This is a genomic window from Pseudomonas sp. B12(2026) (genome assembly GCF_057767015.1).
Genome location: NZ_CM173430.1, coordinates 4,792,574 through 4,804,829, shown reverse-complemented (window position 1 = coordinate 4,804,829; position 12,256 = coordinate 4,792,574). Strand labels below are relative to the sequence as shown.

The following is a 12,256-nucleotide window of genomic DNA, read 5'->3' as shown; positions in this document are numbered from 1 at the left end:
TTTCGAGGGGCGGTAGCGCGGCGAGGGTTTGGAAGGAAAATCACCGCGATCAATGATGCTGGGAAAAGCGAGACGACCGGTCATATTCTCGCTCCCCATGAACAGCATCCGACTCGACAAGCGCGACCTGATCCTCGCCAAGGGCTCCCTGGCGATGACCCGCAGCGGCTACCACGGCACCGGCGTGCAGGACATCGTCCAGGCCGCCGGCATCCCCAAGGGCTCCTTCTACCACTACTTCCAGAGCAAGGAAGACTTCGCCCTGCAGGCCCTGGAGCACCTCTACGCGCCGCGCCTGGCGCGCTACGCCGAGGCCCTCGGCAACCCGGCGCTGGGGCCGCGCGCGCGCATCCTCACCTATTACCGCGAACTGCTGGCGCACTTCGCCCGGCAGGAAAAGCTCGAATACCACTGCTTCATCGGCAGCCTCAGCTTCGAGATGGCCGAGCTGTCGCCGGCCATCGCCGCGCGCGTCGACGGCATCCTCCAGCAGTCCATCGACACCCTGCGCGACTGCCTCGCCGAGGCCCAGCGCGCCGGCGAGCTGCCGGCCGCGGAGAACGTCGGGCAGCTCGCCGAGTTCATCGGCAATGCCTGGCAGGGCGTGCTGGCGCGGCTGAAGGTCAGCGCCTCGCTCAAGCCCGTGGAACGCTTCATCGAATGCCTGGAGCACCTGCTGCGGGCCTGAAACATCCCTCATCCCCCACAAAAACGAGACGACCGGTCGCCTGGCCGTCATGGAGACCTGAATGACCGCATCCGTAGACACCCTGTTCTCGCCCTTCCGCCTGGGCGGCCTGGAACTGCCCACGCGCATCGTGATGGCGCCGATGACCCGCAACTTCAGCCCGAACGGCGTGCCCCACGCCCAGGTGGTCGAGTACTACCGCCGCCGCGCCGCCGCCGGCGTCGGCCTGATCGTCACCGAAGGCACCACGGTCAACCACAAGGCCGCCAACGGCTACCCGAACGTGCCGCGCTTCTACGGCGAGGACGCCCTGGCCGGCTGGAAGCAGGTGGTCGACGCGGTGCACGCCGAGGGCGGCAGGATCGTCCCGCAGCTGTGGCACGTCGGCGCCGTGCGCCGCCTGGGCACCGAGCCGGACGCCAGCGTCCCCGGCTACGGCCCCAGCGGCAAGGTCAAGGACGGCACCGTGCTGGTCCATGAAATGACCAAGGAAGACATCCAGGAGGTCATCGCCGCCTTCGCCCAGGCCGCCCGCGACGCCAAGGCCATCGGCATGGACGGCGTGGAAATCCACGGCGCCCACGGCTACCTGATCGACCAGTTCTTCTGGGAAGGCAGCAACCAGCGCAGCGACGAATACGGCGGCAGCCTGGCCAACCGTTCGCGCTTCGCCATCGAGCTGATCGAGGCCGTGCGCGAGGCTGTCGGCCCGGATTACCCGATCATCTTCCGCTTCTCCCAGTGGAAGCAGCAGGACTACAGCGCCCGCCTGGTGCAGACCCCGGAAGAGCTGGAAGCCTTCCTCAAGCCGCTGTCGGATGCCGGTGTGGATATCTTCCACTGCTCCACCCGCCGCTTCTGGATTCCGGAGTTCGAAGGCTCCGAGCTCAACCTCGCCGGCTGGACCCGCCAGCTGACCGGCAAGCCGACCATCACCGTGGGCAACGTCGGCCTGGACGGCAGCGAGTTCCTCGCCTTCTTCGGCAACACCGACGAGGTGGCGCAGCCGTCGGGCATCGACGGCCTGCTGGAGCGCCTGGACAACCAGGAGTTCGACCTGGTCGCCGTCGGCCGCGCCCTGCTGGTCGACCCGGACTGGGCGCTGAAGGTGCGCGACGGCCGCCTGGCCGATATCAAACCCTTCAGCCGCAATGCGCTGACGTCGCTGGTCTGATCCGCGGCAACCTCCGCCCTCGTAGGAGCGAGCTTGCTCGCGAACCACCCCGCTGCGGGCATGTTCGCGAGCAAGCTCGCTCCTGCGCGGTTATGCCCTGACCCGGGTCTGGGTTATGACGGGTCATGGATCGCCTGAATGGTCTGAAAGCCCCGTCCTAGGCGTTTACAAATCTTTTCCGAGACCCACCTTTGCGCATGCTGACTTCAAGGTGTGAAACGGGCATTGTATGACCGATTTCACACAACAATAGGCCGGGATACGGCCATAGGAGTAAGCCATGCGGATCGGCTTGGTGGTCGATGCGACCTGTGACCTGCCCCCCGAATTTCTCGCGGCCAACAATATTCGTGTCCTGCCCATCGGCATTCGCCTGGGCGAGCGCCGCATCGTCGATGATCGCGATCCCGACACCACCCTGAGGTTCTATTCCCAGGACCTGCCCACGGTCGGTCCCGAAGACGGCAGCGAGCCCCTGAGCCCCGCCGCCACCCACGACTGGTTCCTGGAACAGCTGGTCACCGATTTCGACTACGTCATCTGCCTGACCGTCAGCAGCCAGCGCAGCCCGATCTTCGAGCATGCCACCCAGGCGTCCTTCAGCCTGCTGCAGAGCTACAAGGAGCGCCGTGCCGCCGCCGGCGTCGCCGGGCCCTTCGCGCTGCGGGTGATCGACAGCCAGACGGTGTTCGCCGGCCTTGCCGTGCTGGCCGCCGAAGGCGCGCGCCTGCTCCGCGAAGACCAGGCGCCCAACGCCGTGCGCACGCGCCTGGAGCAGCTCAGCCAGCAGATGAACACCTTCCTGGTCGCCAGCGACCTGGGGCACATCCGCCGCCGCGGTTTCCAGAAGGGCGACCGCAGCAGCATCGGCGACCGCCTGCGCGGGGCCTTCCTCGGCATCGGCTCGATGCTCGACATGAAGCCGGTGCTGAGCCTGGTGCAGGGCGAGGACAAGCCGGTGTCGGTGTCGCCGAACTACGAGAAATCCGCCGAGCGCCTGCTCAACTTCGCCCGCGCGCGGGTCGAGGCGGGCGAGCTGCTGGCGCCGCAGATGTGCCTGAGCTACGCCGGCGATCCGTCCGCGCTGCGCGACCTGCCGGGCTTCGCCGCGCTGGAAGCGGCCTGCCAGGCCAAGGGCGTGCAGGTGCACCTGGCGATGCTCAGCCCCACCGGCGGCATCAACCTGGGCGCCGGCGCCATGAGCCTGTCCTTCGCCGCCGAGCCCAAGCCCTTCGCCTGATTCCTATTTGGGCAGGGAGGAACCTTCCGCGCGGCCCAGGCAGGCGAGGTTCTTCCCCGGCAGCCCGGCGCGGCAGGCTTCCTGCAGGTAGCCTTCGAAACGCTCGACCACCGCGTCCCACGCCTGATGGATGGCGTGGTGGCGGGCGTTCAGGCGCACCCGGCGCAGGCGCTCCGGGTCGCCCAGCAGCCAGCTCGCCACCTCGAAGAAGCCCTGGTTGTCGCCCGGCGCGGCCAACACGCCGTTGTGCCCGTGGCGGATGTGCTGCCCGGCCGCCGCCTGGTCGAAGGCGACCACGGCGAGGCCCGAGGCCAGGGCCTCCAGCACCACGTTGCCGAAGGTTTCCGAGAGGCTGGGGAAGAGGAACAGATCGCCGCTGGCGTAGTGCCGCGCCAGTTCCTCGCCGCGTTGCAGGCCGCAGAAGCGCGCTTCGGGCAGTTCCTTCTGCAACTGGGCGCGCTGCGGGCCGTCGCCGACTATCACCAGGCGCAGCTTGAGCTGCGGGTGCGCCGCGCACAGCGCGCGGAAGCTGTTGCCCAGCAGCGACAGGTTCTTTTCCGCCGCCAGCCGGCCCACGTGCAGCACCGCGATGTCGCGCTCGCCCAGGCCCCACTCGCGGCGCAGCGCATCGTCGCGGCGGCCGGGCTGGAACAGTCGGCTGTCGACCCCGCGCGACAGCTGCGCCAGGCGTTCGAAGCCGCGCCGTTGCAGCTCCAGCGACTGGCTGACGCTGGGCACCAGGGTCCGCTGGGTGCGGTTGTGGAACCAGCGCAGGTACAGGGTCACCAGGCGCATCAGCGGGCCGAAGCCATAGTGCGCGCTGTATTGCTGGAAATTGGTGTGGAAGCCGCTGATCACCGGAATCCGCAGGCGCCGCGCGGCGCGCAGGGCGGCCAGACCGAGCGGGCCTTCGGTGGCGATGTAGAGCACGTCGGGGCGCAGCCCCTTCCAGTGGCGCAGCAGCTTGTGCAGGCAGGACTGGCCCCATTGCAGCCCCGGATAGCCCGGCAGCGGCCAGCCCCGGGTCAGCACCAGCTCGGCATCGCTGTGGCGGCCGCTGTCGCTCTGCTGCCGCGGGCGCACCACCTGGATCTGATGGCCGAGGCGCAACAGCCCCGCGGCCAGCCGGCCGAGGGTGTTGGCGACGCCGTTGATTTCCGGCGGAAAGGTTTCGCTGATCAGCGCGATGCGCAGGGGGTTCTTGGTCATGCACGCAGTGTCTCGGCGCGCAGTGGCGCGCCGATGACGCGGCGATGATCGAAATATGACAGCCGCCCGGAGGCGGCCGCGGGTCAGCGCACCAGCGCCTTTTCGCCGCCCTCGCGCACCCAGAACAGCACCGCGCCGGCCACGGCGGCGGGCATCGCGACCAGGTTGACCACCGGGATCAGCAGCGCCAGGTAGGTGATGCCGCCGAAGCCCATGCAGGCCCAGCGCTTCTCGCGCAGCCAGGCGAGCATCTCGTTCCAGCCCAGCTGGTGGTTGTCCGCCGGGTAGTCGATGTACTGCACGGCCATCATCCACACGCCGAACAGCAGCCAGAGCGGCGCGGCGATCAGGTTCAGGCCGGGGATCAGGCTGAGGATCAGCAGGCCGATGGCGCGCGGCAGGAAGTAGCCGAGCTTGCGCAGTTCGCGGCCGAGGGTGCGCGGCACCATGGCCATCAGTTCGCTCCAGCTGAAGGTCGGGAAGTCGTCGGTGCCGCGCACCACCACCTCGACCTTTTCCGCGAGGAAGCCGTTGAACGGCGCGGCGATCAGGTTGGCGATCAGGGTGAAGGTGAAGAACACGATCAGCAGCACCAGCGCGACGAACAGCGGCCAGAGGATGAATTCGAGGAAGTCCAGCCACGCCGGCAGGGTGGGCATCAGGGCGTCGACCCAGTGGCTGAACTGGTTGACGGCGAAGCCGATCAGGCCGACGAACAGCAACAGGTTGATGCTCAGCGGCAGCAGGACGAACAGCCGCAGGCCGGGACGCATCATCAGTTTCAGGCCTTCGCTGAGGTATTGCGGGCCGCTCAGGGTAGACATGGGATTCTCCAGGGGGACTCTCCAGGGGGGGAAGCGCCGGGGGTGAAGCGCCTGCGACCTTAGCAGACCCGGCGAACGGCCGGCGAGCCGTCTGTTTTGCCGGGTGTGTGGCGCTTCAGGGGCGGCTGTAGCGCTGGCAGCGATTGCGCTCCTGCTTGGCCTGGTACATGGCGATATCGGCGGCGCGGGTGAGGCCCTCGGCGTCGCCGGCGTCCTGTGGATAAAACGCGATGCCGATGCTCGGGGTGACGAAATCGATGTTCTGGCCGCCCAGCTCGTAGGGGCTGCCCAGCACTTGCAGCAGGCGCACGCCGAGGCCCTCGGCCTGTGGCGGTTCGGCGTTTTCCAGGAGCACGGCGAACTCGTCGCCGCCCAGGCGGAATGCCTGGTCCGGCTGGCGCAGGCTGTTCTGCAGGCGTTGGCCGACGGCGGCCAGCAGGGCGTCGCCGGCGGCGTGGCCGAAACGGTCGTTGACCTGCTTGAAGCGGTCCAGGTCGATGTACAGCAGGGCGACCCGCCCGCAGCGGGTGATCGAGGCGGGCAACTGTTCGTCGAACGCCTTGCGGTTGCCCAGGCCGGTCACGGCATCGCGGAAGGCCAGGTCGATCAGCAGGTTCTGGTAGGCGACGTGCTGGCTGATGTCGCGCAGGATGCCGCGGAAACCGCCGAACTGGCCCTGGTGGTCGCGGATCACCGAGGAGCGCGTCTCGCAGGTGAGCAGGCGGCCGTCGCGGCATTTGAAGGGCGCGGAGAAGGTGGTTTCGCGCTGCTCGTCGCGGGCCTGGCCGTAGAGTTCGCGGGCGCGCCGGGCGTCCTCGTCGAGCAGCAGCCGGGCGTAGTGGCGGCCGACCAGCTCCTGGGCCGGATAGCCGAGCATCCGGCACAGCGCGGCGTTGACGGTGAGGATGATGCCCTTGTCGTCCATCTCGAAGTAGCCGTCGCGGATCGCGTCGAGGATCGCCCGGTCCCGCGCCTCGCTCTGCTCCAGGCGGTCGAGCATGTGGTTCATCTCGCCGGCGAGCTGGCCGAGCTCGTCGTTGCCCAGGTTGCCGAGGCGCTGCTGGTTGTCCTCCGGGCCGATGTGCGAGACCTCGCGGTTGAGCGTGCGCACCCGGCGGATGATCCAGAATTCCAGCGCCAGGTAGGCCAGCAGCAGGGCGCCGGCCAGCAGCGCCAGGGCCAGGTAGAGGAACAGGTGGATGGCCTGCTGGCCCTGGAGGTACAGCGGCCTCGGGCTGATGACCTCGATGCGCACCTGCGGCCGGCCCCTGGAGTCGAGGTAGAGCAGCGACATCTTCTGCTGGTTCGGGCCGAGCAGGCGGCGCGGACTGAGCAGGGTGGCGCCGCGGCTGCCGGGAATGTTCAGCGGCCGCCAGCCGTTGCCGGGGTGGGCGTTGCCGGCCAGGTGCAGGCGCGCGCCCATCTGCTCTTCCAGGGCGGCCATGCGTTGCCGGTCGAACAGCACGCCGGCGATCATCGCGCCGGCCGGTTCGGCGCCATTGCTGATCGGGTAGCTCAGCAGCAGTTGCGGCACGCCGTCGATCTGCACCAGCTGGTCGAGGCCGTGCCGCGCATCGCCCTGGACGTCCAGGGCGCCGAGGTCGATGGCGCTCTTCAGGATGTCGCGGCGCAGCTCGTCCGGGGCCGGCGTGGACATGCCGGGGAAGCGGCCGGGCAGGTCGTCGAGCTTCCAGCGCTGGGCGACGATGCGGCCCTGGCGGTCGACGTACAGCACATAGTCGAAACCGAGGAAACCCAGCAGGTCGACGTCGAGACTCCGCGCGACGAACTGCGGGTCGGGCTGGTGCATGAAGGCCTGGCCGCTGTCCCGCGAGGCATAGCTGCGCGCGATGTCGAGGTAGCGCTGGCGCTCGAAGGCGATGCGCTTGTGGATGATGCGCACCTCGTCGGCCAGGCGCTGGCGGTCGCCGCGGTCGAAGCGGTCGAGCAGGATCATTTCCGACAGCATCCACACCCCGGCCAGGGCGGCGGCGAGCAGGGGCAGGAACAGCAGGAGCAGGCGGGCGCGAAGGTTCATGGGACGACACACGGCCTTTGTGTCTGCTTGAGTCTAGCCAGCCCGCCGGCATAGGCGCGGCCTATGGAGTGCATTGAGATTGGACATTTCCGCGGGATGCGGAGGAGGCGCTAAGCTGCGTGCCATGTCGAATTGCGCGGGGTGGCGGCTGATCCGGAGCTCCCTGACTTATCTCAAGGGGCTTGCGGAGAACTGCGGGACAATGCGTTCCGTGGCCACGGCCACGCCGCAGGGTGCCCTCTCCAGGCCATGCGGCCCCGCGCAGGAAATCTTTCAGAGGAGCTGCCGTTCCTCCCAACCTTCCCCCTGGTACTTTGGCAGCTCCCTTTTCTTTTGCCTGACTCTCTTTAGCCCTAGTTGAAAAAGGAGGCTGCGATGTCCGGAAGTCGCCACGCACGGGTCATCATTCTGGGTTCCGGTCCGGCCGGCTACAGCGCCGCGGTCTACGCCGCCCGCGCGAACCTCAAGCCGCTGCTGATCACCGGCCTGCAGGCCGGCGGCCAGCTGACCACCACCACCGAGGTCGACAACTGGCCGGGCGATCCCCACGACCTCACCGGGCCCGCGCTGATGCAGCGCATGCAGGAGCACGCCGAGCGCTTCGAGACCGAGATCGTCTTCGACCATATCCACGGCGTCGACCTGGCCGGCAGGCCCTTCGTGCTCAAGGGCGACAGCGGCACCTACACGGCGGACGCGCTGATCATCGCCACCGGCGCCAGCGCGCGCTACCTGGGCCTGCCTTCGGAAGAGGCGTTCATGGGCAAGGGCGTGTCCGCCTGCGCCACCTGCGACGGCTTCTTCTACCGCAACCGCGAAGTGGCAGTGGTGGGCGGCGGCAACACCGCCGTGGAGGAGGCGCTGTATCTGGCCAACATCGCCAGCAAGGTGACCCTGGTGCACCGCCGCGACAGCTTCCGCGCGGAGAAGATCCTGCAGGACAAGCTGCGGGCGCGCATCGCCGAGGGTCGTATCGAGCTGCGGGTGAACGCCCAGGTCGACGAGGTGCTGGGCGACGACATGGGCGTCACCGGCGTGCGCCTGCGGCACAACGATGGCGCCACCTCCGAGCTGAAGGTGGACGGCCTGTTCGTCGCCATCGGGCATACGCCGAACACCTCGCTGTTCGAGGGCCAGCTCGAACTGAAGGACGGCTACCTGGTGGTCGCCGGCGGCCGCGAGGGGAATGCCACGGCGACCAATATTCCCGGTGTGTTCGCGGCGGGGGACGTGGCCGATCATGTCTACCGCCAGGCGATCACCTCCGCCGGTGCCGGCTGCATGGCGGCGCTGGACGTGGAGCGCTACCTGGATTCCCTGTAACGGCCCGAAGAGCCGGCGTGCAGGAAGAGGCCCCGCTTGCGGGGTCTTTTTCTTTCCTCTGGCGCGTGGGGGCAGACCTTGACTGCGAAATCCACTGTGGAGGCATCTCCTGCACGGGAACGCCCCGTAGGAGCGGACCTTGTCCGCGATGCTTTTGCTCTTCGTGCGGTGGATAACACTTTGCGTTATCCACCGCTGTTTGCGGTCGGTGTTTCTGCGCCGCTTCGGCGTGTGCTGGGACTTCTTGTTTCGCCCCCTCGGGCGACCTACTTTGGCAAACGACCCAAAGTAGGCAAAGGTCTGTGCCCCATCATCCGGCCCCGGCTTCGCCGGGGTTCCCTCGCTCCATCGGAGTTTCAGGGGCCCGCGTTGACGGGCCATCCCTGGCCCGACAACGCTCTCGCGGCATCCATGCCGCTCGACCCCTGAAACTCCGATTCCACTCGGCCTCCTGAAGGGGCGCTCCGGCGCGCGCGGATATTCCTCTGGAAACCGCTTTCGCTTTTGGCTCTTTGTAGGAGCGAGCTCGCGAACCACGGCTGATCGTAGGGTGGATAACGCGCAGCGTTATCCACCGCGATGGGTATCGCTTCGCTCCACGCCATCCTACGAAGAGCGATCCTTCAGCCTCGGCTCTTTCTGTCACACCAAAACATCCGGCGCGCGCAGGGTCCCGTCAGGAGGCCGAGTGGAGGTATTGCGCAGAGGGACGAGCGGCATGGATGCCGCGAGAGGCTTGAAGGGCCATGGATGGCCCTTGCAAGCCGACCCTCGGAGCAATACCGGAGCGAGGGGAGTCTGAGCGAAGCGAAGACCCGGATGTCGGGACGAGTCCTTTTGGTTCCTTTTGGGACGCCAAAAGGGACTCGCCCGGGAGGGCGAAACCAATAACCCCAGTACACACCGAAGCGGCGCAGAAACACCCAACCCCGAAAAGCAAAAAGCATCGCGGAGAAGCTCCGCTCCTACGAAAGCGATGCACCCTGTAGGAGAGACGGGGGCGCCTAGCCCTTGTCCGCGACCCGCCGGCAGGGTCTGCGTCAAGCGGGTTCGCGAGTAACTCGCTCCTACAGGATTGCCCCGCGAGCCGGTCGATTGAGCGCGCAAGAAAAAGCCCCGCATCAGCGGGGCTTTTTCATCGAACCCAAAAACCTCAGCCGCGGCGCGACAGCGGCTGGCGCTCGAAGTTGACGCCGGCCAGGCCCGTGGCCTGCAGCGCGCGGATGTTGGCGTGGTCGGTGCCCTCGGGATTGTCGCGCACGGCACGGTAATGCTCGCCGAACGCCAGCAGGGTCTCCTCCAGGCTCAGGCCTTCGAGGATGGCGAAGCCCAGGGTCTTGCAGGAGCCTTCGTTCTGCCCGGCGGGGTTTTCCACCGTGCCGTTGGTGAAGGCGCTGGGGCTGTAGCTGTAGTGCTCGGCGATGAACGCCAGGGTGTCGGTGAACAGGTGCTGCTCGCTGCGCAGGCGCGCGCGAAAATCGGTCAGGGTCATCAAGGCAAACTCGTCAGTGCTTTTTCGCGTTATCGAAGGCCGCCTGCTGTTCGGGCGTCGCTTCCTTCTGGTACTTGGCCTTCCATTCGGCGTAAGGCATGCCGTAGATCTCCTCGCGGGCCTGGTCGGGGCTGACCTCCAGGCCCATGTCGTCGGCCGCGGCCTTGTACCACTTGGACAGGCAGTTGCGGCAGAAACCGGCAAGGTTCATCAGGTCGATGTTCTGCACGTCCTTGCGGGTGCGCAGGTGCTGCACCAGGGTGCGGAAGGCGGCGGCTTCGAGTTCGGTGCGCTGCTCGTCGGTCAGGTTCATCGGCTCGGTCATGGCGTGTCTCTCAACAAGGGCGCAACAGAGGCGCATGGCGGGGCTGGGAAGATTCTAGGGGCGGGGCAATCGGCCAGCAACGCCCGTTGGCCGGCTGGTACGGGCGTGCAGATTGCTCGACCGCCCGGTCAGCGCTGGGCGGCCAGCGCGATGGATACCGATTCGGCGAAGCGCAGGGCGTGGGGCTTGTCCACTTCCACCTCGGCGTAGCGCACGGCCGGGTTGCGCATCACCAGGTCGAGCAGTTCCTGGGTCAGGCGTTCGAGCAGGGCGAAGCGGTTTTCCTCGACGTGGGCGATGATCGCCTTGGTGATGGTGCGGTAGTTCAGGGCGTGGTCGATGTCGTTGACCTGCACCGCCTCGTTCGCGGGGTAGAGGATGGTGAGGTTGATCAGCACGTCCTGCTTGTTGAGGATTTCGTCCTCCTTGATGCCGATGTAGGTGCGCACGCGCAGATCCTTGACCCGGATTCGCGCCATGCCCGGCTCCAGTCGCGTCATTTCACTTGCTCCGTCCGATCAGTTGCAGGAATTCCTGGCGGGTGGTGTTGGACGCGCGGAAGGCGCCGAGCATCACCGAGGTGTTCATCACCGAGTTCTGCTTCTCCACCCCGCGCATCATCATGCACATGTGCTGGGCCTCGATCACCACCGCCACGCCGGCGGCGCCGGTGACCTGCTCGATCGCCTCGGCGATCTGCCGGGTCAGGCTTTCCTGGATCTGCAGGCGGCGCGCGAACATGTCGATGATGCGCGCGACCTTCGACAGGCCCAGCACCTTGCCGGTGGGAATGTACGCCACATGGGCCTTGCCGATGAAGGGCAGCAGGTGGTGTTCGCACAGCGAGTAGAGCTCGACGTCCTTGACGATCACCATCTCGTCGTTGTCCGAGGCGAACAGCGCGCCGTTGACGATCTCCTCCAGCGTCTGCTCGTAGCCGTGGCAGAGGTAGCGCATGGCCTTGGCGGCGCGCGCGGGGGTGTCGAGCAGGCCCTCGCGGTCGGGGTCTTCGCCCAGTCCCAGGAGAATCTCGCGGTAGTGGCGCGACAGGTCTTCGATCATTGTGGGAGTCCTCGCACCCGCGCCGGGCGGGTCATTTCAGGTGCCGGCCGCCGTTGACGGTCAGGGTCGTGCCGGTCACGTAGGGGCTGTCGAGCAGGTAGCGCACGCTCTGGTGGATCACCTCCGCGCCCGGCTCGATGCCGAGGGCGGATTTCGCCAGGGTGCGCGCGCGGTAAGCCGCGTCGTCGCCTTCGTTGAACAGGATCAGCGCCGGCGCGATGCCGTTGACCTTGATGCGCGGGGCGAAGCGCGCGGCGAAGGACAGGGTGAGGTTGTCCAGGCCGGCCTTGCTGGCGCAGTAGGCGATGCGGTTGGCGCTGCCCTTGCGGGCGACGTCGTCGGAGAGGTGGATGATGTCCGCCGGGGCGCCGCGTTCGACCGCGTCGCGTTCGAGCAGTTCGGCGCAGCGCAGGTTGATCAGGTAGGGCGCGAGCATGTGCAGGCGGAACAGCTCGCCGAAGGCGTCCGCCTCCTGGCCGGGCTGCTCCGTGATCCACGCCGAGGCGTTGTGGATGATCGCGCGCAGGCGGTCGGTGCGGGATTTCAGCTCGTCGATGAAGGCGAGGATGCCGGCTTCGTCGGCCAGCTCCGCGTGCAGGCAGGTGGCGCCCAGCCGGCGCAGCTCAGTGACGCCGGGTTTCTCCTGGCGGTAGGTCGCGATCACCGGCTGGCCTTCCTGCAGCAGGCGTTTCGCGCAGTGCAGGCCGATGCGCTGGCTGGCGCCGGTGATCAGGATGGGAGCCGGGGTGTTGCCCATGCGCGCCTCGTGAAGTGGGGGGAACGGCGTGCCGGAATGTCCGAGCGACGGGGTAGGGCAAAACTATACCAGCCCCGGCGCGGCCCGGCACGGATGGGGCATAATGGGCGGCCTTGTCTTGCCT

The 12,256-nt window shown here is 67.5% G+C and carries 12 protein-coding genes; 4 read left to right on the top strand and 8 right to left on the bottom strand.

Going from position 1 to position 12,256, the window contains the following annotated elements; all coding sequences use genetic code 11:
* Window positions 1-97 precede the first annotated feature (97 nt).
* The 3 genes from AC3B6A_RS22350 to AC3B6A_RS22340 all read left to right on the top strand — a co-directional run bounded on the left by AC3B6A_RS22350 (window position 98) and on the right by AC3B6A_RS22340 (window position 3,102).
* On the top strand, window positions 98-688 hold the full coding sequence (locus AC3B6A_RS22350; protein ID WP_488399294.1) for a TetR/AcrR family transcriptional regulator: 591 nt from the start codon (window positions 98-100) through the stop codon (window positions 686-688).
* Between the two features lie 61 nt (window positions 689-749).
* On the top strand, window positions 750-1,862 hold the full coding sequence (locus AC3B6A_RS22345) for an NADH:flavin oxidoreductase (RefSeq protein ID WP_488399293.1): 1,113 nt from the start codon (window positions 750-752) through the stop codon (window positions 1,860-1,862).
* 280 nt (window positions 1,863-2,142) lie between these two features.
* Window positions 2,143-3,102: a DegV family protein gene (locus AC3B6A_RS22340; RefSeq protein ID WP_488399292.1), complete on the top strand. Its 960-nt coding sequence runs from the start codon at window positions 2,143-2,145 to the stop codon at window positions 3,100-3,102.
* Window positions 3,103-3,105: 3 nt separating this feature from the next.
* Here AC3B6A_RS22340 and AC3B6A_RS22335 read toward each other — a convergent pair whose 3' ends face one another.
* The 3 genes from AC3B6A_RS22335 to AC3B6A_RS22325 form a co-directional block, all read right to left on the bottom strand.
* Window positions 3,106-4,311 carry a glycosyltransferase family 4 protein gene (locus AC3B6A_RS22335; protein ID WP_488399291.1) on the bottom strand — a complete coding sequence of 402 codons (1,206 nt, stop codon included), beginning with the start codon at window positions 4,309-4,311 and terminating at the stop codon, window positions 3,106-3,108.
* An 83-nt stretch (window positions 4,312-4,394) separates the two neighbouring features.
* Window positions 4,395-5,135, bottom strand: a complete 741-nt coding sequence (gene cysZ, locus AC3B6A_RS22330) for a sulfate transporter CysZ (RefSeq protein ID WP_488399290.1) — start codon at window positions 5,133-5,135, stop codon at window positions 4,395-4,397.
* A gap of 115 nt (window positions 5,136-5,250) precedes the next feature.
* Window positions 5,251-7,173 carry a sensor domain-containing diguanylate cyclase gene (locus AC3B6A_RS22325; protein WP_488399289.1) on the bottom strand — a complete coding sequence of 641 codons (1,923 nt, stop codon included), beginning with the start codon at window positions 7,171-7,173 and terminating at the stop codon, window positions 5,251-5,253.
* A 375-nt stretch (window positions 7,174-7,548) separates the two neighbouring features.
* On the opposite strand from AC3B6A_RS22325, the gene trxB reads away from it, so the two are divergent.
* On the top strand, window positions 7,549-8,496 hold the full coding sequence (gene trxB / locus AC3B6A_RS22320; RefSeq protein ID WP_488399288.1) for a thioredoxin-disulfide reductase: 948 nt from the start codon (window positions 7,549-7,551) through the stop codon (window positions 8,494-8,496).
* A gap of 1,153 nt (window positions 8,497-9,649) precedes the next feature.
* Here the strand turns inward: trxB and AC3B6A_RS22315 are convergent.
* The 5 genes from AC3B6A_RS22315 to folM form a co-directional block, all read right to left on the bottom strand.
* Window positions 9,650-9,988, bottom strand: coding sequence for a HopJ type III effector protein (locus AC3B6A_RS22315; RefSeq protein ID WP_488399287.1), 339 nt, complete (start codon window positions 9,986-9,988; stop codon window positions 9,650-9,652).
* Window positions 9,989-10,001: 13 nt separating this feature from the next.
* Window positions 10,002-10,313 carry a DUF1244 domain-containing protein gene (locus AC3B6A_RS22310; RefSeq protein WP_488399286.1) on the bottom strand — a complete coding sequence of 104 codons (312 nt, stop codon included), beginning with the start codon at window positions 10,311-10,313 and terminating at the stop codon, window positions 10,002-10,004.
* 128 nt (window positions 10,314-10,441) lie between these two features.
* Window positions 10,442-10,813: a dihydroneopterin triphosphate 2'-epimerase gene (folX, locus tag AC3B6A_RS22305; RefSeq protein WP_488399285.1), complete on the bottom strand. Its 372-nt coding sequence runs from the start codon at window positions 10,811-10,813 to the stop codon at window positions 10,442-10,444.
* 1 nt (window position 10,814) lies between these two features.
* On the bottom strand, window positions 10,815-11,375 hold the full coding sequence (gene folE / locus AC3B6A_RS22300; RefSeq protein ID WP_488399284.1) for a GTP cyclohydrolase I FolE: 561 nt from the start codon (window positions 11,373-11,375) through the stop codon (window positions 10,815-10,817).
* 31 nt (window positions 11,376-11,406) lie between these two features.
* Window positions 11,407-12,132, bottom strand: coding sequence for a dihydromonapterin reductase (gene folM, locus AC3B6A_RS22295; protein WP_488399283.1), 726 nt, complete (start codon window positions 12,130-12,132; stop codon window positions 11,407-11,409).
* Window positions 12,133-12,256: the final 124 nt, after the last annotated feature.